Origin of the sequence: Variovorax sp. SRS16 (assembly GCF_901827165.1) — a bacterium.
Classification (GTDB): Bacteria; Pseudomonadota; Gammaproteobacteria; order Burkholderiales; family Burkholderiaceae_C; genus Variovorax.
The window spans coordinates 1,538,346-1,559,623 of record NZ_LR594666.1 but is presented as its reverse complement, the minus strand read 5'-3'; the positions used below and the strand labels follow the sequence as shown (position 1 = coordinate 1,559,623).

Annotated in this window: 19 protein-coding genes; 14 read left to right on the top strand and 5 right to left on the bottom strand. The window is 68.2% G+C overall.

The annotated features are described in order from the left end of the window. Positions 1-211: 211 nt before the first annotated feature. Positions 212-1,114, bottom strand: a complete 903-nt coding sequence (locus E5P2_RS07520) for a LysR family transcriptional regulator (protein WP_443083448.1) — start codon at positions 1,112-1,114, stop codon at positions 212-214. 113 nt (positions 1,115-1,227) lie between these two features. On the opposite strand from E5P2_RS07520, the gene E5P2_RS07515 reads away from it, so the two are divergent. The 6 genes from E5P2_RS07515 (at position 1,228) to E5P2_RS07490 (ending at position 8,494) form a co-directional block, all read left to right on the top strand. Continuing rightward, positions 1,228-3,381: a thiamine pyrophosphate-dependent enzyme gene (locus E5P2_RS07515; RefSeq protein ID WP_162566506.1), complete on the top strand. Its 2,154-nt coding sequence runs from the start codon at positions 1,228-1,230 to the stop codon at positions 3,379-3,381. Positions 3,382-3,386: 5 nt separating this feature from the next. Continuing rightward, positions 3,387-5,003 (top strand): indolepyruvate oxidoreductase subunit beta family protein, encoded by a 1,617-nt coding sequence (locus E5P2_RS07510; RefSeq protein WP_162566505.1) that lies wholly within the window; start codon positions 3,387-3,389, stop codon positions 5,001-5,003. Positions 5,004-5,097: 94 nt separating this feature from the next. Beyond that, entirely contained in the window at positions 5,098-6,144 is a 1,047-nt protein-coding gene (locus tag E5P2_RS07505) for a TRAP transporter substrate-binding protein (protein WP_197908463.1), read from the top strand. A 135-nt stretch (positions 6,145-6,279) separates the two neighbouring features. After that, a complete protein-coding gene (locus E5P2_RS07500) occupies positions 6,280-6,780 on the top strand; it encodes a TRAP transporter small permease (protein ID WP_162566504.1) in 501 nt (166 codons plus the stop codon). Next, on the top strand, positions 6,777-8,078 hold the full coding sequence (locus tag E5P2_RS07495; protein WP_162566503.1) for a TRAP transporter large permease: 1,302 nt from the start codon (positions 6,777-6,779) through the stop codon (positions 8,076-8,078). The genes E5P2_RS07500 and E5P2_RS07495 overlap by 4 nt, the downstream gene beginning before the upstream one ends. Next, on the top strand, positions 8,078-8,494 hold the full coding sequence (locus tag E5P2_RS07490) for an acyl-CoA thioesterase (RefSeq protein ID WP_162566502.1): 417 nt from the start codon (positions 8,078-8,080) through the stop codon (positions 8,492-8,494). Before E5P2_RS07495 ends, E5P2_RS07490 begins: the two co-directional genes overlap by 1 nt. A 16-nt stretch (positions 8,495-8,510) precedes the next feature. On the opposite strand, the gene E5P2_RS07485 is transcribed toward E5P2_RS07490, so the two are convergent. The 3 genes from E5P2_RS07485 to xdhC form a co-directional block, all read right to left on the bottom strand. After that, positions 8,511-9,839, bottom strand: coding sequence for a glycerate kinase type-2 family protein (locus E5P2_RS07485; RefSeq protein ID WP_162566501.1), 1,329 nt, complete (start codon positions 9,837-9,839; stop codon positions 8,511-8,513). 64 nt (positions 9,840-9,903) lie between these two features. Continuing rightward, on the bottom strand, positions 9,904-11,109 hold the full coding sequence (locus E5P2_RS07480) for a urate hydroxylase PuuD (protein ID WP_162566500.1): 1,206 nt from the start codon (positions 11,107-11,109) through the stop codon (positions 9,904-9,906). Positions 11,110-11,431: 322 nt separating this feature from the next. Beyond that, on the bottom strand, positions 11,432-12,232 hold the full coding sequence (gene xdhC / locus E5P2_RS07475; RefSeq protein WP_162566499.1) for a xanthine dehydrogenase accessory protein XdhC: 801 nt from the start codon (positions 12,230-12,232) through the stop codon (positions 11,432-11,434). 53 nt (positions 12,233-12,285) lie between these two features. Between xdhC and E5P2_RS07470 the strand changes: the two genes are divergently transcribed. Next, entirely contained in the window at positions 12,286-12,807 is a 522-nt protein-coding gene (locus E5P2_RS07470) for a hypothetical protein (RefSeq protein WP_162566498.1), read from the top strand. On the opposite strand, the gene uraH is transcribed toward E5P2_RS07470, so the two are convergent. Next, the gene (gene uraH, locus E5P2_RS07465) at positions 12,802-13,164 is read right to left on the bottom strand and encodes a hydroxyisourate hydrolase (protein WP_162566497.1); all 363 of its coding nucleotides are present in this window, start codon (positions 13,162-13,164) and stop codon (positions 12,802-12,804) included. The two genes, E5P2_RS07470 and uraH, sit on opposite strands and share 6 nt — an antisense overlap. 73 nt (positions 13,165-13,237) lie before the next feature. Between uraH and E5P2_RS07460 the strand changes: the two genes are divergently transcribed. The 7 genes from E5P2_RS07460 to E5P2_RS07430 all read left to right on the top strand — a co-directional run bounded on the left by E5P2_RS07460 (position 13,238) and on the right by E5P2_RS07430 (position 21,085). Next, complete coding sequence (locus E5P2_RS07460) at positions 13,238-13,912, top strand: GntR family transcriptional regulator (protein ID WP_162566496.1); 675 nt, start codon at positions 13,238-13,240, stop codon at positions 13,910-13,912. A gap of 6 nt (positions 13,913-13,918) precedes the next feature. Then, entirely contained in the window at positions 13,919-14,869 is a 951-nt protein-coding gene (puuE, locus tag E5P2_RS07455; RefSeq protein ID WP_162566495.1) for an allantoinase PuuE, read from the top strand. Position 14,870: 1 nt separating this feature from the next. Beyond that, complete coding sequence (gene uraD, locus E5P2_RS07450) at positions 14,871-16,649, top strand: 2-oxo-4-hydroxy-4-carboxy-5-ureidoimidazoline decarboxylase (RefSeq protein ID WP_162566494.1); 1,779 nt, start codon at positions 14,871-14,873, stop codon at positions 16,647-16,649. 4 nt (positions 16,650-16,653) lie between these two features. Continuing rightward, positions 16,654-17,877 (top strand): M20 family metallopeptidase, encoded by a 1,224-nt coding sequence (locus E5P2_RS07445; RefSeq protein ID WP_162566493.1) that lies wholly within the window; start codon positions 16,654-16,656, stop codon positions 17,875-17,877. A 129-nt stretch (positions 17,878-18,006) separates the two neighbouring features. Beyond that, on the top strand, positions 18,007-18,228 hold the full coding sequence (locus E5P2_RS07440) for a hypothetical protein (RefSeq protein ID WP_162566492.1): 222 nt from the start codon (positions 18,007-18,009) through the stop codon (positions 18,226-18,228). Beyond that, positions 18,186-19,889 carry a SulP family inorganic anion transporter gene (locus E5P2_RS07435; protein WP_162566491.1) on the top strand — a complete coding sequence of 568 codons (1,704 nt, stop codon included), beginning with the start codon at positions 18,186-18,188 and terminating at the stop codon, positions 19,887-19,889. Before E5P2_RS07440 ends, E5P2_RS07435 begins: the two co-directional genes overlap by 43 nt. Then, complete coding sequence (locus tag E5P2_RS07430) at positions 19,886-21,085, top strand: DUF2252 domain-containing protein (protein WP_162566490.1); 1,200 nt, start codon at positions 19,886-19,888, stop codon at positions 21,083-21,085. Before E5P2_RS07435 ends, E5P2_RS07430 begins: the two co-directional genes overlap by 4 nt. Positions 21,086-21,278 lie beyond the last annotated feature (193 nt).

Genomic DNA, 21,278 nt, shown 5'->3' with positions numbered 1-21,278 from the left:
GCCGCACTTCCTACACCCTCTCGGCCCGTTTTTGTAGTTGCCTTCATGAGTTTCGCGTAAGCCGCAAGCCGCAAGCCGCAAGCCGAGCACGTGTGGATGGCAGAACCGGTGCTCACGGTACTGGATCGCTATGAAGATTAGCCGGCAGCACAGTCGGCGAAAGGCCTGTGCTCACATTTGCCGGCGCGGCGCGGCAGGTTGAGCGATCGGCTCAGTCCTCGGCGAACAGCGCGCGGATCACCTGCCGCAGCCAGCGGTTCGCGGGATCCGCCTCGAAGCGCTTGCTCCAGTGCAGCGACACGGTGAAGTCGCGCAGCGGAAAGGGCGGCTCCACGATCGCGTAGCCGCCCTCCTCGGCAAAGCCGCGCGCGATGTTGCGCGGCATCACCACGGCCAGATCGGTGGCGCGCACGATCGCCGGCAGCACCATGAAGTGCTCGGTCGTCAGGCGCACGCGGTCCTCGAGGTTGAGCAGTTGCAGGATGCGCAGCGTCTCGGCATGCGTGCGCACCGCGACGTACTGGAGCTTCTGCAGCGCCGCCAGCATCGCCTGGCCGCTGCGCCGCACGCGGGCGAAGGGATGGCCTTCGCGCAGCAGCACGATGTAGCGGTCGCTCAACAGGTGCGCGCGCTGCGTGTCGCGCACCTTCGGCAGGAAGCCGAAGGCGAAATCGATGCGGCCGCTGTCGAGCGCGGGCGCGATGTCCGCGGGCAGGAGCGGCAGCGTCTCGACGCGCACGGCCGGCGCCAGCTCGCCCAGGCGCGCCATCAGCGCCGGCAGGAAGCGGCCTTCGCCGATGTCGCTCATGTGGATGCGAAAGACCTTGCGCGAGGCCGAAGGCTCGAAGCGGTCCGGCTCGTTGAGCGCCTCCTCCAGCGTGCCGAGCGCCGACTGCACCGCGACGGCCAGCCGCTCGGCACGCGGCGTGGGCGCAACGCCGCCCGGTGCGCGCGTGAAGAGCGCGTCCTCCAGCAGCAGGCGCAGGCGGCCGAGGCCATGGCTGGCCGCGGGCTGCGTGAGCCCCAGCGACTCCGCCGCACGGCTCACGCTGCGCGCCCGGTAGACCGCATCGAACAGGCGCAGCAGGTTCAGGTCGATGGTGTTGACATGCATGCGCTTCATATTGCTTAGCTCGATGATTCTATTGAAGCGCAGGCCTCGCGCCTGCACACTCGCCTTTCGGAGCGCCATGCGCCTGCGACCACGACAAGAACGGAGCCAAGACCTTGGAAGTCTCATTCAGCAAGGAGATCGAAGCCCTGCGCCTGGGCGCCGGCGACACCTTCCACGGCGAAGGCATCCTGGCCATCACCAAGGGGCTGCTGCAGTCGGGCGTCGCCTATGTCGGCGGCTACCAGGGCGCGCCGGTGTCGCACCTGCTCGACGTGATGGTGCAGGCCAAGCCCTACATGGACGAGCTCGGCGTGCATGTCGAGGCCTGTTCCAACGAGGCCTCGGCTGCCGCGATGCTCGGCGCCTCGATCCACTATCCGCTGCGCGGTGCGGTGACGTGGAAGTCGATCGTCGGCACCAACGTCGCGGCCGATGCGCTGTCCAACCTCTCGTCGCCCGGCGTCCGGGGCGGCGTGCTGATCGTGGTCGGCGAGGACTACGGCGAAGGCGCCTCGGTGATCCAGGAGCGCACGCATGCCTATGCGCTCAAGTCCAGCATGTGCCTGCTCGATCCTCGGCCCGACCTGGGCGTGATGGTGAACATGGTCGAGCACGGCTTTCGCCTCTCCGAAGCCTCCAACATGCCCTGCATGATGGAGCTGCGCATCCGCACCTGCCACGTGCGCGGCAGCTTCGAATGCAGGAACAACCTGCCGCCGGCGATATCGACCCGCGCGCTGATGGCAGAGCCGGCCGGCTTCGACTACATGCGGCTCGCGCATCCGCCCGTGACCTTCCGCCACGAGAAGCTCAAAGGCGAGGAGCGTTTGCCCGCGGCGCGCCGCTACATCGCCGAACACCAACTCAACGAGCTGATCCCGGGCACGCATGCCGACCTCGGCATCGTGGTCCAGGGCGGGCTCTACAACGCGCTGATCCGCAGCCTGCAGCAGCTGGGCCTGGCCGATGCGTTCGGCGCGACGGAGATTCCGCTCTTGGTGCTCAACGTTGCCTACCCGCTGGTGCCGGAAGAAGTCGCGGACTTCTGCGCCGGCAAGCGCGCGGTGCTGGTGGTGGAAGAAGGCCAGCCCGAGTACATCGAGCAGGAGATCGCCACGCTGCTGCGCCGCCGCGACATCCAGACGCCGCTGCACGGTTGCGACCTGCTGCCGGCCGCGGGCGAATACGGCGTCGAGGTGCTGGCCACCGGCCTCGGCCGCTTTGCCGAGCGCTACCTGCCGCAGCATGCGCAGGACTCGGCCCAGGGCTGGCTCACGGGCAACCGCGAACGCCGCGCCGCGGTGGCGGCGAAGCTCGATGCACCGCTGCCCAACCGGCCGCCGAGCTTCTGCATCGGCTGCCCCGAACGCCCGGTGTTCTCCGCGCTCAAGCTCGCGCAGCTGGACAGCGGGCCGGTGCACATCGCGGCCGACATCGGCTGCCATGCCTTCGGCACCTTCGAGCCTTTCTCGATGGGCCATTCGATCCTCGGCTACGGCATGGGCCTCGCGAGCCGCGCGGGCGTCTCGCCGATGATGCAGCGCCGGGCGCTCGCGATCATGGGCGACGGCGGCTTCTGGCACAACGGCCTGCTGACCGGCGTGCAGAGCGCGCTCTTCAACGGCGACGACGCGGTGCTGCTGATCTTCAAGAACGGCTACACCTCGGCGACCGGCACGCAGGACATCATCTCGACGCCCGACGAAGACACCAAGGCGCATGCGGTCGACAAGCAGCAGAGCCTGGTCGACAAGAACCAGACCATCGAGGCGACGCTGAAGGGCCTCGGCGTGAAGTGGCTGCGCACCGTGCACACCTACCACGTCGAGAAGATGCGCGCGACGCTCAACGACGCCTTCACGAGCGACTTCAACGGCCTCAAGGTGATCATTGCCGAGGGCGAGTGCCAGCTCGAGCGCCAGCGCCGCATCAAGCCCTGGATCGCCGGCCTGCTCAGGAAAGGCCAGCGCGTGGTGCGCGTGAGGTACGGCGTCGATGAGGACGTGTGCAACGGCGACCATGCCTGCATTCGCCTCTCGGGCTGCCCGACGTTGACGATCAAGGACAACCCCGATCCGCTCAAGGTCGACCCGGTCGCGGTGGTGATCGACGGCTGTGTCGGCTGCGGCCTGTGCGGCGAGAACGCGCATGCGGCCACGCTGTGCCCGAGCTTCTACCGTGCCGAGGTGGTGCAGAACCCGAGGTGGCACGAACGGCTGCTGCACGGCCTGCGAACGGCAGTGGTTCGTGCGATGCAACCGGCGTGACGACGATGAACCGCACCCGACCCATCACCCTGCTCATCTGCGCGCTCGGCGGCGAAGGCGGCGGCGTGCTGACCGAGTGGCTGGTCGATACGGCGCGCCGAGCGGGCTACGCAGCGCAGAGCACCTCGATCCCCGGCGTGGCGCAGCGCACCGGCGCCACCACTTACTACGTCGAGGTCTTCCCGGTGCCGCTCGCGGAACTCCAGGGGCGACGGCCGGTGTTCAGCCTGAGCCCGGTGCCGGGCGCGCTGGATGCATTGATCTCGTCCGAGCTGCTCGAGACCGCGCGGCAGATCGGCAACGGCATGAGCACTGCAGCGCGCACGCTGGTCATCAGCTCGTCGAGCCGCACGCTCACCACGGCCGAGCGCATGCAGCCCGGCGACGGCCGCGCCGATGCCGAGCGCCTGCTCGACGTGGTCAAGGCCTTCAGCCGCGAGCACCACGTGTTCGACATGGGCGCCGCGGCGCGCGAGGCCGGCACCATCGTGAGCGCCGTGATGCTGGGCGCGATCGCGGGCAGCGGCCTCTTTCCGTTTCCGCGCGATGCCTACGAGCGCGTGGTGCGCGGCGGCGACACCCGCGCACCCGAGAAGCTCGACAAGATGGCCGCGGCCAGCCTGCGCGGCTTCGCCAAGGCTTTCGACACCGTGGCCATGCCGCGCGCGCAGGCCGCGATGGTGACGAGCCTGCTGGCGACTACGGCGAGCGATGCACCGGTCTCTCGTGCATTGCCTGCGGACGTCGCACGGATCTTTCCGCCGCCCGTGCACGACCTGCTGACGCTGGGCCATGCGCGCGTCCTCGACTACCAGGACGCCAACTACGCCGCGCTCTACGTGGACCGCCTCAGGCAGGTGCTCGACGCCGAGCGCACGGCCGACCCCGCGGGCGCCAACGGCTTCGCAGTCACGCGCGAGATGGCGCGCTGGCTCGCGCTGTGGATGGCCTTCGACGACATCGTGCGCGTGGCCGAGCTCAAGAGCCGCGCGAGCCGCGCGCGGCGCGTGCGCGACGAGGTCAAGGCGGGCGATGACGACATCGTCAAGGTCTACGACCACTTCAAGCCCGGCGCGCCCGAGTTCGCGGCGCTGCTGCCGGCTTCGCTCGCGCAGCGCGTGACGGCATGGGACCGCCGGCGCAAGACCCCATGGGCATTGCCGCTCAAGGTCGGCAGCCACTCGGTGTTCGGCATGGTCTCGCTGCGCGTGCTGGCCTCGCTGCGCTGGCTGCGCCAGCGCGGCAGCCGCTTCGCCGAGGAGCAGGCGCTGATCGGCCGCTGGCTCGATGCAGTGGTCAAGGGCACGCGCAGCGATTGGTGCCTGGGCCACGAGATCGCGCTGTGCGGCCGCCTCATCAAAGGCTATGGCAGCACCAACGAACGCGGCAAGCGCAACCTGCTGCACGTGATCGACCATCTGGCGACCGCCCCGCTGCCCGATGGTTCGCCGGCCGCGCGTGCGAACGCGATCGCCGCCGCGCGCGAGGCCGCACTGGCCGACGATGCCGGCACCGCGCTCGACGCCGCACTGCTGCGCCATGGCGCGCCGGCGCGTCCGGTGCCGGTGCAGCCGATCCGCTGGATGAAGCGTCCGCCCGGCGCCGCGACGCCGACGCGCTGACTCAAGGTAAACGCCGATTCGCTCTGGCCGATTCTTATAAAAAATAACCGAATCGCGCGTCGCCCCTGCCCGTACAACACCGAAGGAGACCTCCATGCCCATCCCCCGCTTCATGACCTCGGCCACCGCTCGCGCCGTGCTCGCACTGTCGGCCACGCTCGCGCTGGCCGCGGTGCCCGCGCTGGCGCAGGACAAGCCGGTCAACCTCAAGATGTCGAGCTGGGTGCCGGCGCAGCATCCGCTCAATCCGTCGCTGCAGGCCTGGGCCGATGACATCAAGAAGGCGTCGAACGGCACCATCACGGCCACGCTGTTCCCGTCCGAGCAACTGGGCAAGGCCTTCGACCACTACGACATGGCGCGCGACGGCATCGCCGACTTCGCCTACATCAACCCGGGCTACCAGCCGGGCCGCTTCCCGATCATGGCCGGCGCCTCGCTGCCCTTCCTGTTCGCCAACGGCAAGGGCGGCTCGGCCGCCATCGACGACTGGTATCGCAAGTACGCGGCCAAGGAAATGAAGGACGTGAAGTACTGCTTCGCCTTCGTGCACGACCCCGGCACCTTCCATGCGCGCAAGAAGATCCTGCTGCCCACCGACATCCAGGGCATGAAGATCCGCCCCGCCACCAGCACCATCGGCCAGATGGTCACCTCGCTCGGCGGCACCAACGTGCAGGCCTCGGCGCCCGAATCGCGCGACATGCTGGAGCGCGGCGTGGCCGATGCGATCACCTTCCCGTGGGGCTCGATCGGCCTGTTCGGCATCGACAAGGTGGTCAAGTACCACATGGACGTGCCGCTCTACGTCACGCCCTTCGTGTGGGCGATGAACCAGAGCAAGTACGACAGCATGTCGGCCGCGCAGAAAAAGGTCATCGACGACCACTGCACCAGCGAATGGGCTGAGCGCGTCGCCTCGCCGTGGGCCGACTTCGAATTCGCCGGCCGCGCCAAGATCGGCGCCGAGGCGGGCCACGAAATCTACAAGCTCACGCCCGAACAGCTCGATGCCTGGCGCAAGGCCACGGCGCCGGTCGAGGCGCAATGGGCCGACAGCGTGAAGAAGGTCGGGCAGGATCCGAAGGCCGTGATGGATGGCCTGAAGGCCAGTCTGGCCAAGTACAAAGCTGCACTGTGAGCCAACGCGCATGAGGCTTTCGCCAGAGGGCCGCCGCGCACGGCCGCCCGAAGCGGCCGGCCCGCCCCCGGCAGGGGGTTGGCGAAGCGACACGAAGTGCGCGCAGCCTGGGGGCGAGCAATGAAGCGCGGGGTCATGGACAAGATGATCAACACGATCGAATGGCTCGCAGCCATGTTCGTGGGGATCGTCGCGTTGAACATCTTCATCGCGGTGGTCCTGCGCAAGTTCTTCAACACCTCGATCCCCGATTCCTACGACTTCGGCCGCATGCTGCTGGGCATCCTGATCTTCTGGGGCATCGCGGCCACCAGCTACCGCGGCGGGCACATCACGGTCGATCTCGTGTGGACGGCGGCCAGCCCGCGCATGAAGCGCTGGATCGACGTCTTCGCGACGCTGGTGCTGCTGTTCGTGGTCGCGGTGCAGACCGCCACGCTGTTCGACAAGGTGCGCGGCACCTACGTCGACCACGTGCTGACCTACGACATGAACATCCCGACCTGGCCCTTCTATGCCGTGGCCTGGGCCGGTGACGTGTCGGCCGTGGTGCTGATCGCGATCAGGACATACCGCCTGATCTTTCACCCCGAATTGCTGCACGACGAAAAGCCCGAACAGAAAGCGGATGAATGAGCACCGACGCCATCGCCGTCCTCGGCTTCGTGGTCCTGTTCGCATTGATGCTGCTGCGCGTGCCGGTCGGCATGGCGATGGGCCTGGTGGGCGTCACCGGCTATGCCTGGATCGTCGGCCCCGGCCCGGCGCTCAAGCTGGTCGGCCAGACCTCGATGCGCACGGTGACCGACTACACCTTCGGCGTGATCCCGATGTTCATGCTGATGGGCTCGCTGGTGTCGGTGTCGGGCGTGAGCCGCGAGCTGTTCAAGGCCGCCAACTCGATGATCGGCCATCTGCGCGGCGGGCTCGGCGTCGCGACCGTGCTGGCCTGCGGCGGCTTCGCGGCGATCTGCGGCTCGTCGGTCGCGACGGCCGCGACCTTCTCGGCGGTCGCCTATCCGGAGATGCGGCGCTTCAATTACCCGCAGTCGTTCTCGACCGGCGTGATCGCCGCGGGCGGCACGCTGGGCGCGATCCTGCCGCCGTCGACCGTGCTCGCGGTCTACGCGATCCTCACGCAGCAGGACATCGGCAAGCTCTTCATGGCCGGCATCGTGCCCGGCATTCTGGCGATGGCGATGTACGTGATGACCATCGCGCTGATCGTGCGCCTGCGGCCCGCGTGGCTGCCGCGCGGCGAGCTCAAGCCGTGGCGCGAACGCCTCGCCGACCTGAAGAACGTATGGGCACCGCTGGTGCTGTTCGTGTTCGTGATCGGCGGCCTCTACGGCGGCTTCTTCACGCCGACCGAAGCCGGCGGCGTGGGCGCGAGCGGCGCCTTCATCCTCGGCGTGCTGCGGCGCAAGCTCGACGGCCCGACGATCCGCGAGGCGCTGCTGTCGGCCACGCGCACGGCGGCGGCGGTGTTCACGGTGCTGATCGGCGCGCTGCTGTTCGGCTATTTCCTGACCATCACGCAGAGCCCGCAGCGGCTCACCGAATTCCTCACCGGCCTGGGCATCGGCCGCTACGGCGTGCTGGCGCTGATCATGCTGATGTACCTCGTGCTCGGCTGCCTGATGGACGCAATGGCGATGATCATCCTGACGGTGCCGATCATCTACCCGGTGATCGTCCACCTCGGCTTCGACCCGATCTGGTTCGGCGTCATCATCGTGATGACGGTGGAGCTCGGGCTGATCCATCCACCGGTGGGCATGAACGTGTTCGTGATCAAGAGCGTGGTGAAGGACGTGAGCTTCACCACCATCTTCAAGGGCGTGCTGCCCTTCATCCTCACGGACATCCTGCGCCTGGTGATCCTGATCGCGTTCCCGATCATCGCCCTGTGGCTCCCGACGAAAATGGGCTGATGAGCAGCAAGCAAGTCATCTACACGGTCCGCGTCGAGTTCGGCGACTGCGATCCTGCGGGCATCGTCTGGTTTCCGAACTTCTTCCGCTGGATCGATGCCGCGTCGCGCCATTTCTTCTCGGAGAACGGCGTGCCGCGCTGGGAAGAGACGGCGCAGACGCTCGGCGTCAACGGCACGCCGCTGGTCGACACGCACAGCCGCTTCGTCAACAGCGCGAGCTACGGCGATACGCTGCACTTCGCGGTGAGCGTGAAGGAGTGGCGCGGCAAGAGCTTCGTGCAAAGCTACCGCGTGACGCGCGGCGAGGACCTGATCCTCGAATGCGAGGAGGTGCGCATCTTCTCGGCGAAGCGCGAGGGCGGCGGCATCCGGGCGGTGGCGATTCCGGAGGAGATCCGGCGGCTTTGCGAATAAGCGCCGCGCGCGCGTTTCAAAGAACCAGCAGCGCCCGGAAGTCGTTCACGTTGGTATGCGTCGGCCCGGTGACCAGCAGGTCGCCGATCGCATCGAAGTAACCGTAGGCATCGTTGCGGTCGAGGTGCGCGGCCAGCTTGCAGCCCGCGGCTTCGGCGCGCGCGAGCGTGTCGGGCGTGACGAAGGCGCCGGCGTTGTCCTCGACGCCGTCGATGCCGTCGGTGTCGGCGGCCAACGCCCAGACGCCGGGCTGACCCATCAGCGCGCCCGCCAGGCCCATGCAGAACTCGCCGGCCCGGCCGCCGCGGCCCTTGGGCTGGCCCGGCTGGCGCGGACGGATCGTGACCGTGGTCTCGCCGCCCGAAAGGATCACGCAGGGCTTCGCGAAAGGCTCGCCGCGCAGCGCCACGGCACGCGCGAGCGCGGCATGCACCTTGCCGACCTCGCGCGACTCGCCTTCCATCTCGTCGCTCAGGATGTGCGCCTCGAGGCCGGCCGCGCGCGCAGCCGCGGCAGCGGCTTCGAGCGATTGCTGCGGCGTCGCGATCAGGTGCGTGGCATGGCCCTTGAACACCACGTCGGCCGGCTTCGGCGTTTCGAGCGCGCCGCTTTCGAGTTGCGCGCGCACGCCCGCCGGCACCTCGATGCGGTAGCGGCCCAGGATGGCCAGCGCGTCGGCACAGGTGCTGGCATCGGGCACGGTGGGGCCGCTCGCGATGATGGCCGGGTCGTCGCCCGGCACGTCGCTGATGGTGAGCGTGACCACCTGCGCCGGCGCGCAGGCGGCGGCGAGACGGCCGCCCTTGATGCGCGACAAGTGCTTGCGCACGCAGTTCATCTCGCCGATGCCGGCGCCCGATTCGAGCAGTTGCTGGTTGACGCGCTGCTTGTCCTCCAGCGTCAGGCCCTCGGCCGGCAGCGTGAGCACCGACGAGCCGCCGCCCGAGATCAGGCACAGCACGAGGTCGTCGGCCGTGAGGCCTTCGGTCAGTGCGAGGATGCGCGCGGCGGCCTTCTCGCCGGCTGCGTCGGGCACCGGATGCGCGGCCTCGACGAGTTCGATGCGCTGCGCCAGGCCTTCGGGCCGCGGCGGGATGTGGCCGTAGCGCGTGACCACCAGGCCCGACAGCGGCGCATCGGCGGGCCACAGCGCTTCCAGCGCCTGCGCCATCGAGCCGCCGGCCTTGCCGGCGCCGAGCACCAGCGTACGGCCCTTGGGCGGCTTGGGCAGGTGCGGGCCCATGCTGGCCAGAGGCAGCGCGCGCTCGACGGCGACGCGGTAGAGGTGTTCGAGAAATTCGCGCGGGGCGGTGCGGGGGTTGGGTGCGGTGCGTGATGCGTTCATTGACTTCTCCACTGCCGATTGTCTTCGCTCCCTCTCCCAGAAGTCATGCGGGAGCGGGCTTCGATTACTTGGTGGGCGCTCCCGCCTCGAACCATTTGCCGATCATCGCGCGCTCCGCATCGGTGATGCCGGTCGCATTGTTCATCGGCATGATCTTGGTGACGACCGCCTGCTGGTACACGGCCTGCGCATGCGCGGCGACCTGATCGGGCGAATCGAGGCGCACGTTCTTCATCTGCACCTGCGCGCCGTGGCACATGTAGCAGCGTGCCTCGAAGATCTTCTGCACGTCGCCATAGGACACCTTCTGCGCCGCCGCGCCCGGCGCCGGCTCGGCGGCGGGTTCGGGCTTCATCCAGACGATGGTGAGCCCGAGCACGGCGATGCCGAACAGCGCATAGGGAATCGGGTTGCGCGCATTGCCGAGCTTGAAGCGGTGCCGCACCACGAAGAACTGCCGGATGGCCGCGCCGCCGAGCATGATCAGCAGCAGCACGATCCAGTTGTACTGGTTGGTGTAGGTGAAGCTGTAGTGGTTGCTCAGCATCGCGAACACCACGGGCAGCGTGAAGTAGGTGTTGTGCACGCTGCGCTGTTTGCCGCGCTGGCCGTGGATCGGATCCACCGGCAGGCCCTCGCGCAGCGCGGCCACGTTCTTGCGCTGGCCGGGAATGATCCAGAAGAACACGTTGCCGCTCATGGTCGTGGCCATCATCGCGCCCACCAGCAGGAAGGCCGCGCGGCCCGCGAACCAGTGGCAGGCCAGCCAGGCCGCGAAAGCGATGAAGACGGCGACCAGCACGCCGACGATGGTGTCGCCGTTCTTGCGCTGGCCGAAGATCTGGCAGATGCCGTCGTAGACGATCCAGAACACGACGAAGAAGGCGAGCGCCACGCCGATCGCGGCGCCGGGCTGCCAGTCCATCTTCGACTTGTCGATCAGGTAGGTGCTGGCGTTCCACAGGTACGACATGGTGAAGAGCCCGAACCCGGTGAGCCAGGTCGAATAGCTTTCCCAGTACGACCAGTGCAGGTGCTCGGGCAGCTTCTTGGGCGACAGCGCGTACTTCTGCAGGTTGTAGAAGCCGCCGCCGTGCACGGCCCATTGCTCGCCGCCCACGCCCTTGTCCAGCGACTCCTGGTCCTCGGGCTTCTCCAGGCTGTTGTCCAGCATCACGAAGTAGAAGGAGGCGCCGATCCAGGCGACGGCGGTGATGACGTGGACCCAGCGCAGCAGCAGATTGGCCCAGTCGAGGTAGTAGCTTTCCATGTGCTCTCAACCTTGTCGGCGCGTGAGGGCGCCGTGGTGTGGTTCCGGCCTGCTCACCACTGCGGGCGCTGTAAGCAGAGAAAGTGCCGCGAACGCAGACCCTGCTGGGGACCTCGCTCCGCTGCGGCTTGTTGTGGACTGAAGTGTATACACTTTTTCCAGAAGATTGAGGGAATTATCTTCATGCGATGTGCAGGAAAACCCTGCATCCATGCAAGCCCCATTCCAGGAATGCCGCGGAACCGGCTTCGCCGGGGTCGCAGGTATTGCCCCCTGCAAGGGGGTGGGCGGCCACACGTAGTGGGCAAGCCTGGGGGGGTGCTCATTGCTGCAACAGCTGTGCCGCCACGGCGACGGCGATCACTTCCGGCTCCTTGCCCGTGATGCCCGGCACGCCGATCGGGCAGGTGATGCGGGCCATTTCCTCGGCCGTGAAGCCGCGTGCCTCCAGCCGATGGCGGAAGGTCGCCCACTTGGTCTTGCTGCCGATCAGGCCCACGTAAGGCAGGTCGCCGCGGGCGCGCAGGCGCTTCAGGCAGGCGATCACGATGTCGAGATCCTCCGCATGGCTGAAGCTCATGATCAGCACGCGCGAGCCCGTCGCGAGCTGCGCGACCGCGTCCTGCACGGGATCGGAATGCTCGGTCTCGATCTGTGCCGGCAGGTCGTCGGGAAACACGCCGTCGCGGCTGTCGATCCAGCGTACCGAGAAGGGCAGCGTCGACAGCAACCGCGCGAGCGCCGCGCCCACGTGGCCGCCGCCGAACAACGCGACCGGTTCGAGGTGCGCCAGCAATTCGGTCTGCAGCGCCTTCGCGTCCGCGGCCGAGATGCGGCGGAACGAGAGGAACACGACACCGCCGCAGCACTGGCCCAGGCTCGGGCCGAGCGGATAGCGCTGCACGCCCTCGATGGGCGGCCCACCGGCGAGCCAGGCGCGCGCTTCATCCGTGGCCTGGAATTCGAGCTGGCCGCCACCGATGGTGGCCGTGAGCCCGTCGGCCCACACCGCCATCCAGGTGCCGGCCTCACGCGGCGCGGAGCCCTGGGTCGACTCGACGCGCACCAGCACGCCGCTCTCGCGCTTCAGGCGCGCGAGCAGTTCGTCGACCGCGCCGCTCATTGCCGATACCTCCGGTTGCGGGGCCCGGATGCGGGCACGGTATAACCGCGCCGATGAATTCCAAGCCCATGACGCGCCGCCTCGCCCGGGCCGGCGCCCTGCTCTCCGCGCTCTGGCTCTCCGCCTGCGGCAGCAATCCCACCGCACCGATCGCCGGCACCGTGCCGGGACAGCTCTCGAAGGCCACGGCCAATCCCGCCGAAGCGTCCGGCCCGCGGCCATCGCCCTCGCGCGCAGCCACCGCGCGCGACTACCGGCGCGACGCGGCGCGCCACATCTATGCCGCCAACAAAAGCCGCATCTACGCCGGCAAGCTGCCCCCCCTGCTCTATGCGGTCGGCACGCTGCAGGTCAACCTCGATGCCGGCGGCAAGGTGCTCTCGATGCACTGGCTGCGCGCGCCCACGCATGCGCCCGATGCGATCGCCGAGACCGAACGCATGGTGCTGCAGGCCTCGCCCTTCCCCGCCGCGACGCAGTTGGGCAAGGTCACGTGGACCGATACCTGGCTGTGGGATGACGAGGGCCATTTCCAACTCGATACGCTCAGCGAAGGCCAGCAAACGGGCTTATGAGCCCCTGTAAGTCGAATAGCTCCATGGGCTCACCAGCAACGGCACGTGGTAGTGCTCGTCGGTGTGCGCAACGCCGAAGTCGAGCGCCACGCGGTTGAGGAAGTTCGGCTCGGGCAGCTTCACGCCGCGCGCCTTGAAATAACCCGCGACATCGAACACCAGCCGGTAGGTGCCGGCCTTCAGCGTGCTGTTGTCGTAGAGCGGCCCGTCGCTGCGGCCGTCCGCGTTCAGCGTGAAGCGGCGCACCAGGGTCGCGCGCGCGTTTTCATCCGTGCCGTCGGTGGTGAACAGCGCGACCTCCATGCCAGCGGCCGGGCCGCCGTGCATGGTGTCCAGTACGTGGGTGCTCAGGCCCATGGAGTGCTCCTTCGGTGCATTCGGGAAATTACGGTCGACAAAAGTGTATACAGTTATAGGCTTTGGGTCTATCATGAAAAACATGGACTCGACCACCACCCGCGCGATCGTCGACGCGCTGACCAAAGCCATTGTGGAGCACCGCCTGCAACCCGGCAGCAAGCTGGCCGAGCAGAAGCTGGCCGACCACTTCGGCGTCTCCCGCACCCTGGTGCGGCAGGCCCTTTTCCAGCTGTCGCAGAACAAGCTGATCCGGCTCGAACCCGCGCGCGGCGCCTTCGTCGCGGCGCCCGCGGTCGACGAGGCCCGGCAGGTGTTCGCGGTGCGCCGCATGCTGGAGGCCGAGATGACGCGCGCCTTCGTGCGCAGCGTGACGCCGGCCAAGATCAAGGCGCTGAAGGAACACGTGGCGCTCGAGAAAGCCGCCGTGTCCGGCGAGGACATCTCGGGCCGCACCGAGCTGCTCGGCGACTTCCACGTGCGCATGGCCGAGCTGATGGGCAACACCGTGCTGGCCCAGATCCTCGGCGAGCTGATCTCGCGCTGCGCGCTCATCACCCTGATGTACCAGAGCGCGACGGCGGCCGAGCATTCGAACGACGAGCATGCCGACATCGTGAAGGCGCTCGCCGCCCGCGACGAGGAGCGCGCCGTCAAGCTCATGACCGATCACCTGATGAACGTCGAGGCCAACCTCACCTTCGACCGCAAAGTCCCGACCCACGACATCTCCCTTGCACTGGCCTGAATACCCATGAGCAGCTACGACACCACCCTGTCCTATCCGCGCGACCTGGTCGGCTACGGCCGCAACCCGCCGCATGCGCAATGGCCCGGCCGGGCGCGCATCGCGGTGCAGTTCGTTCTCAACTACGAGGAAGGCAGCGAGAACTGCGTGCTGCACGGCGACGCGGGCTCCGAGCAGTTCCTCTCCGAGATGTTCAATCCCGCGAGCTTCCCGGACCGCCACATCAGCATGGAAGGGATCTACGAATACGGCTCGCGCGCGGGCGTCTGGCGCATCCTGCGCGAGTTCGAGAAGCGCGGCCTGCCGCTGACGGTGTTCGGCGTCGGCATGGCGCTGGAGCGCTATCCCGAGATCGCGGTCGCCTTCAAGGAACTCGGCCACGAGATCGCCTGCCACGGCTGGCGCTGGATCCACTACCAGAACCTCGACGAGGCCACCGAACGCGAGCACATGCGCCTGGGCATGGAAGCCATCGAACGCGCCACCGGCGAACGCGCCCTCGGCTGGTACACCGGCCGCGACAGCCCGCGCACGCGCCGCCTGGTGGCCGACTACGGCGGCTTCGAATACGACAGCGACTACTACGGCGACGACCTGCCCTTCTGGATGAAGGTGCGCAAGACCGATGGCGAGGTCGTGCCGCAGCTGATCGTTCCCTACACGCTCGATTGCAACGACATGCGCTTCGCGCTGCCGCAGGGCTATTCGCACGCCGACCCGTTCTTCCAGTACATGAAGGACAGCTTCGACGCGCTCTATGCCGAAGGCGACGAGGCGCCCAAGATGATGAGCATCGGCATGCATTGCCGCCTGCTCGGACGGCCGGGGCGCATCACGGCGCTGCAGCGCTTCCTGGACCACATCGCCGCGCACGACCGCGTCTGGGTCTGCCGCCGGCTCGACATCGCGCGGCACTGGAAGACACAGCATCCCTACGTCGCGACCCACGGAGACTGACATGGCCCTCACCCTCGACCAATTGAATGCAGCCTCGCCCGACCAGGCCGCCGCGCTGCTCGACGGCGTCTACGAGCATTCGCCGTGGATCGCCGCCAAGGCGCTTGCGGCGCGGCCCTTCCGTTCGCTCGCGCACCTCAAGTACGCGCTGGCGCAGGCCGTGACCGCGGCATCGCAAGCTGACAAACTCGGCCTGATCCGCGCCCACCCCGAACTCGCGGGCAAGGCCATGGTGAGCAAGAGCCTCACGGCCGAATCGACGAACGAACAGAGCAAGGCGGGCCTCACCGATTGCACGCCCGAGGAGTTCGCAAAGATCCAGCAGCTCAATGCCGACTACAACGCGAAGTTCGGCTTTCCCTTCATCCTCGCGGTGCGCGGGCCGCGCGGCACCGGCTCGGCCAAGCGCGAGATCATCGAGACCTTCGAACGCCGGCTGCACCACCATCCGGCCTTCGAGCTCGGCGAGGCGCTGCGCAACATCCACCGCATCGCGGAGATCCGGCTCGACGACAAGTTCGATGCCGAGCCGGTGCTCGGCAACGAGGTCTGGGACTGGCACGAAGCGCTCGCGAAGCACACCGATCCGGGCTATGCCGAGAAGGGCCAGCTCACCGTGACCTACCTGACCGACGCGCACCGCGCCTGCGCGCAGCAGATCGCCGAGGGCATGCGCGAGGCCGGCTTCGACAGCGTGCAGATCGACGCCGTGGGCAACGTGGTCGGCCGCTACGAAGCCGCCACGCCGGATGCGAAGACGCTGCTGACCGGCTCGCACTACGACACCGTGCGCAACGGCGGCAAGTACGACGGCCGGCTCGGCATCTTCACGCCGATGGCCTGCGTGCGCGAACTCCAGCGGCAGAAGCGCCGCCTGCCCTTCGCCTTCGAGGTGGTGGGTTTCGCGGAAGAAGAAGGCCAGCGCTACAAGGCCACCTTCCTCGGCTCCGGCGCGCTGACCGGCCATTTCAACCCGGCCTGGCTCGACCAGAAGGACGCCGACGGCATCACGATGCGCGAGGCGCGCGCCCATGCCGGATTGAAGGACGAGGAGATCGCCGGCCTCGAGCGCGATCCGTCGCGCTACCTCGGTTTCGTCGAGGTGCACATCGAGCAGGGGCCGGTGCTCACCGAGCTCGATCTGCCGCTGGGCATCGTCACCTCGATCAACGGCGGCCTGCGCTACGTCGGCGAAGTGATCGGCATGGCCAGCCACGCCGGCACCACGCCGATGGGCCGCCGCAACGACGCCGCGGCCGCGGTGGCCGAGCTGATCCTGTTCGCCGAACAGCGCGCCGCGAAGGACGGCGACTCGGTCGCCACCGTCGGCATGCTCGAGGTGCCGAGCGGCTCGATCAATGTGGTGCCCGGGCGCTGCAAGTTCAGCCTCGACCTGCGTGCGCCGAACGATCCGCAGCGCGACGCGATGGTGGCCGACGTGCTGGCGGCGCTGAAGGAAATCTGCGATCGCCGCGGCGTGCGTTACGTGCTCGAGGAATCGATGCGTGCCGCCGCCGCGCCGAGCGCGCCCGAATGGCAGCAGCGCTGGGAGAAGGCGGTCGATGCGCTCGGCGTGCCGCTCTTTCGCATGCCCAGCGGCGCCGGCCACGATGCGATGAAGCTGCACGAAGTGATGCCGCAGGCCATGCTGTTCGTGCGCGGCATCAATTCGGGCATCAGCCACAACCCGCTCGAATCGAGCACCAACGACGACATCCAGCTGGGGGTGCAAGCGTTCCAGCTGCTGCTCGACAACCTGGCCTCCGAACAGGCCCACTGACACCATGACCGACTACCAAAAACTCGACGCCTGGATCGATGCCCACTTCGACGAGGAAGTGCAGTTCCTCCAGCAACTGGTGCGCGTGCCGACCGACACACCGCCCGGCAACAACGCACCGCATGCCGAGCGGACGGCCGAGCTGCTGAAGGACTTCGGCTTCGAGGCCGAGAAGCACGCCGTGCCCGAGCAGGAAGTGAAGGACTACGGGCTCGAATCGATCACCAACCTGATCGTGCGCCGCAAGTACGGCGAAGGCCTCACCATTGCACTCAATGCGCACGGCGACGTGGTGCCGCCCGGCGAAGGCTGGGCACACGATCCCTATGGGGGCGAGATCGATGGCGGCAGCCTCTACGGCCGCGCCGCAGCGGTCAGCAAGAGCGATTTCGCGAGCTTCACCTTCGCGCTGCGCGCGCTCGAAGCGGTCGCACGGCCCGCCAAGGGCAGCATCGAACTGCACTTCACCTACGACGAGGAATTCGGCGGCATCCTCGGGCCGGGCTGGCTGCTGAAGAAGGGCCTCACCAAGCCCGACCTGATGATCGCGGCCGGCTTCAGCTACGAGGTCGTCACGGCCCACAACGGCTGCCTGCAGATGGAAGTGACGGTGCACGGCAAGATGGCGCATGCGGCCGTTCCGAGCACCGGGGTCGACGCGCTGCAGGGCGCGGTGCACATCCTCAACGCGCTCTATGCGCAGAACGTGCTCTACCGGCAGGTGACGTCGAAGGTCGAGGGCATCACGCACCCGTACCTCAACGTCGGCCGCATCGACGGCGGCACCAACACCAACGTGATCCCCGGCAAGGTCGTGTTCAAGCTCGACCGCCGCATGATCCCCGAGGAGAACCCGGCGCAGGTCGAGGCCACGATCCGCAAGGTCATCGCCGACGCGGCGGCCGAGCGCAGCGGCATCACGGTCGAGATCCGGCGCATGCTGCTCGCCAATTCGATGAAGCCGCTGCCCGGCAACAAGCCGCTGGTCGATGCGATCCAGAAGCACGGCCAGGAGATCTTCGGCGAGCCGATCAAGGCGATGGGCACGCCGCTCTACACCGACGTGCGGCTGTACGGCGAGGCCGGCATCCCGGGCGTGATCTACGGCGCCGGGCCGCGCACGGTGCTGGAGTCGCATGCCAAGCGCAACGACGAGCGCGTGCTGCTGGAAGACCTGCGGCGCGCCACCAAGGTGATCGCGCGCACGCTCGGCGACCTGCTCGGCTGACGGACGGGCGCGCGGCATCGGCCGCCGCCCCTTTTGCCGCGCCTTTACAGATGGATGCATGCGAAGGGTCAACAGGCCGTTCGCATGCGGCGTTGGAGATGCCATGTCGTCCATCGGGAGAATCTCGTCATGAGGCTCATCGTTCTGAGTTCAGCGCTGGCAGCCGCGCTTCTGGCCGGCTGCGTGGTGCAACCCGCGGTGCCCTACGCCGGCTATGAAGCGCCGCCGGGTGTGGCCTATGTCGCACCCACCTACGCAATTCCGGGGCCGGGTTTCGTGTGGGCCTATCACCCGCGTTATGGTTGGGGATGGCATCACCCCCAACAGGGCTGGCACCGAGGCTGGCGCTGAACCCGCCCGGCGCATCGCGCTGGCAGGACCTCGCCGCCGGCCTGTGCGTCGCGGGCTTGCTGATCCCCGAGGCCGTCGCGTACGCAGGCCTCGCCCATCTTCCGGCCGTCCACGCGCTGACCGCGGCGATGATCGGTCTCGCGCTGTACGCCGCGCTCGGGCGCAGCCGCTTCGCCATCGTGGCGCCGACCTCGTCGACGGCGGTGCTGTCGGCCGCGGCGGCGATGTCGATCGCCGCGCCGGGCGCGTCGGCGGATCCGGCTGCGTATGCCGGCGCCTTCACGGCCCTGGTGCTGATGGCCGGCGTGGTGCTGGTGTTGCTGGCCTGGGCGCGACAGGGGCAGCTCTCCGCCTTCGTGTCGCGGCCGGTGCTGCGCGGCTTCGCCTTCGCACTCGCGATCACCATCGTGATCAAGCAGCTGCCCGATGCCTTCGGCTTCGAATTGCCGCAGAAGGCCGGCGCAGACCCCTTCCATGCACTGCTGTTCGCCGTCACCCACGTGCGCGAATGGCATGTGCCCACGGTCGCGGTCGCGCTGCTCGCGGGTGCCCTGATCGCGGGCCTGAAACGATGGCCCCGGGTGCCGGCATCGATGCTGGTGATCGCGCTGGCGATCGCGGCCGCGTACGGGCTCGACCTGAAGGCGCTCGGCGTGGCGGAAGTCGGCGTGATCGAAGCGCCGGCTTTCCATTTCGACGTGCCGCGGCTGCCGTGGGCCGAGTGGGTGACGGCCGGCGAGCTCGCCGTCGGCCTGGTCGTGCTGATCTTCGCCGAGTCGTGGGGCAGCATGCGGACGATGGCACTGGCCCACGGCGACACGCTGGATGCCAACCGTGAGCTGATGGTGCTGGGCGCATGCAACATCGGCGCCGCCTTGTTCCAGGGCATGCCGGTGGGCGCCGGCTTCTCGGCGACCTCGGCCAATGCGGCCGCGGGTGCGAGCAGCCGATGGGCTGGCGTGGCGGCGCTGGTCGCGGTCGGCCTGGCGGTGGCCTTCGCGCTGCCGGCGGTGCATCTGCTGCCGCGCCCGGTGCTGGCGGTCGCGGTGATCAGCGCGCTGTGGCATGCGCTGTCGGCGCGGCCGCTGTTGACGACCTGGCGCATGAATCGCGACCGCCTGTTGATCGTCGGCGCGGTGGCGGCCGTGCTCTTCTTCGGCGTGCTGTACGGCATGTTGATCGCGATCGCGCTGTCGCTGCTGGCCGCGCTGCGGCGCTTCAGCCAGCCGGTGGTACACGAGCTCGGCGAGCTCGGCGCGACGCGCAATTTCGTCGCGCTCGATGGCCATTCGGGCGCGGCCGCGGTGCCGGGGCTGCTGGTCCTGCGGCCGGAGGAGCCCCTGTTCTTCGCCTGTGCCGAGCGCGTCGTCTCGACCATCCTCCACAAGCTCGAAGGCCGCGACGATCTGCGTGTCGTGGTCCTCAGCCTCGAGGAGAGTTCGGACCTCGACAGCACGGCCGCCGAGTGCCTGCTCGAACTGAACCAGCATCTGCGCGGAAGCGGACGCTCGCTCGTGCTGGCCCGCGTCAAGGAGCCGGTGCGCGATCTGCTGCATTTCCTGGACCCCGACGGCCTCGGCCGCACGGATGGCATGTTCTGGAGCGTCGACGATGCCGTGCAGGCCGCGCGCGCCGCGCAGCAACCGAAAGGACAGGCATGAACGTCGTGCGCCGCCTGCAGGCCTTCAACGCCGGCCGGGATCCCGAGCGCCTGCAGATCAAGTACCGGCTGATGCGCGCCAGCGCGTTCGCGTTCCTGCGCGGGACCGACCATCTGTTCTACGAGCGCCTGCCGCGCGGCGGCCTGTTCAGGACGGCGCCGCGGGTCTGGGCCTGCGGCGATCTGCACCTGGAGAACTTCGGCAGCTACAAGGGCGACAACCGCCTCGTCTATTTCGACATCAACGACTTCGACGAAGCGATGCTGGCGCCGGCCAGCTGGGACCTCGTGCGCCTGCTGGCCAGCCTGCGCGTCGGCGCCGACAGCCTGTCGATCAGCCCGCGCGAAGCGAGCGCGCTGTGCAAGGATTTCCTGCAGGCCTATGTCTCTTCCCTGGCCGAGGGAAAGGCGTACTGGGTCGAACGCGACACGGCGCATGGCCTGGTCCGGGAACTGCTCGACGGCCTGCGCCATCGGCCGCGCGCCCGGCTTCTCGCTGCGCGCACCACGGTCCAGCGCGGCCGGCGCGTGCTGCGCGTCGACGGCAAGAAGGCGCTTCCCGCGACGGCGGCGCAGCGCGCGGCGATCGGCGAATTCATGGCCGCGTTCGCCGCCAGGCAGTCCGACCCTGCCTTCTACGAAGTGATCGACATCGCGCGCCGCATCGCGGGCACCGGCAGCCTCGGCGTGGACCGCTTCGCGATCCTGGTCCAGGGCAAGGGATCGCCGGACGGCCACTACCTGCTCGACCTCAAGCAGGCGCTGCCTTCCTCGCTGGCGCCGTACCTGAAGGTGCCGCAGCCGGCGTGGGAATCGGAGGCGCACCGCGTGGTCGCATTGCAGCGGCGCGTCCAGGCCGTCTCGATGGCCTTCCTGCAGCCCGTGCTCTTCGGCGGGGGTTCCTGCGTGCTGCGCGCCCTGCAGCCGTCCGAGGACCGCATGACGCTGGACCGCTCGCAGCGCTCGATGACCGAACTGGCGCAGGCGCTGCAGGTGATGGGCCGCGTGGTCGCATGGGGCCAGCTGCGCAGCGCCGGCCGCGATGGCTCGGCCACGGCCGATGAACTGATCGCCTTCGCGCAGCGCAGGAAATGGCAGGCCGAGTTGCTCGCGCTGTCGCAGGACTGCGCCGAACAAGTGCGCAAGGACTGGGCGACCTACAGCAGCGCTTTCGACGATCGCGTTTTCAAGGGCTGACAGCCCACCGCCCCAAAGAGCGGCCGCCAGTCTGTGGCACGTCCGTTGCTAGGGCCTCGCAGCAAGGGAAAACACTGAATTTTCAATCTCAGTCAGCCCTTGATTGCACTCATTTTTTGTATACAAATAACGGGTGCAATCTGAGACGCCGGGCATCCGGTCCGGACGTCTCTTCAACCGCCCCACCGACGAG

Coding starts and splice junctions, on each gene's coding strand:
- xdhC (WP_162566499.1), bottom strand. CDS start 12,232: ATGAGCGGCGCGGTCGACGAACTGCTCGCGCGCCTGAAGCGCGAGAGC.
- E5P2_RS07510 (WP_162566505.1), top strand. CDS start 3,387: ATGAACCGCACCCGACCCATCACCCTGCTCATCTGCGCGCTCGGCGGC.
- E5P2_RS07490 (WP_162566502.1), top strand. CDS start 8,078: ATGAGCAGCAAGCAAGTCATCTACACGGTCCGCGTCGAGTTCGGCGAC.
- E5P2_RS07520 (WP_443083448.1), bottom strand. CDS start 1,114: ATGCATGTCAACACCATCGACCTGAACCTGCTGCGCCTGTTCGATGCG.
- E5P2_RS07505 (WP_197908463.1), top strand. CDS start 5,098: ATGCCCATCCCCCGCTTCATGACCTCGGCCACCGCTCGCGCCGTGCTC.
- E5P2_RS07485 (WP_162566501.1), bottom strand. CDS start 9,839: ATGAACGCATCACGCACCGCACCCAACCCCCGCACCGCCCCGCGCGAA.
- E5P2_RS07470 (WP_162566498.1), top strand. CDS start 12,286: ATGAATTCCAAGCCCATGACGCGCCGCCTCGCCCGGGCCGGCGCCCTG.
- E5P2_RS07445 (WP_162566493.1), top strand. CDS start 16,654: ATGACCGACTACCAAAAACTCGACGCCTGGATCGATGCCCACTTCGAC.
- E5P2_RS07440 (WP_162566492.1), top strand. CDS start 18,007: ATGAGGCTCATCGTTCTGAGTTCAGCGCTGGCAGCCGCGCTTCTGGCC.
- E5P2_RS07500 (WP_162566504.1), top strand. CDS start 6,280: ATGGACAAGATGATCAACACGATCGAATGGCTCGCAGCCATGTTCGTG.
- E5P2_RS07480 (WP_162566500.1), bottom strand. CDS start 11,109: ATGGAAAGCTACTACCTCGACTGGGCCAATCTGCTGCTGCGCTGGGTC.
- E5P2_RS07495 (WP_162566503.1), top strand. CDS start 6,777: ATGAGCACCGACGCCATCGCCGTCCTCGGCTTCGTGGTCCTGTTCGCA.
- uraH (WP_162566497.1), bottom strand. CDS start 13,164: ATGGGCCTGAGCACCCACGTACTGGACACCATGCACGGCGGCCCGGCC.
- E5P2_RS07460 (WP_162566496.1), top strand. CDS start 13,238: ATGAAAAACATGGACTCGACCACCACCCGCGCGATCGTCGACGCGCTG.
- uraD (WP_162566494.1), top strand. CDS start 14,871: ATGGCCCTCACCCTCGACCAATTGAATGCAGCCTCGCCCGACCAGGCC.
- puuE (WP_162566495.1), top strand. CDS start 13,919: ATGAGCAGCTACGACACCACCCTGTCCTATCCGCGCGACCTGGTCGGC.
- E5P2_RS07435 (WP_162566491.1), top strand. CDS start 18,186: ATGGCATCACCCCCAACAGGGCTGGCACCGAGGCTGGCGCTGAACCCG.
- E5P2_RS07430 (WP_162566490.1), top strand. CDS start 19,886: ATGAACGTCGTGCGCCGCCTGCAGGCCTTCAACGCCGGCCGGGATCCC.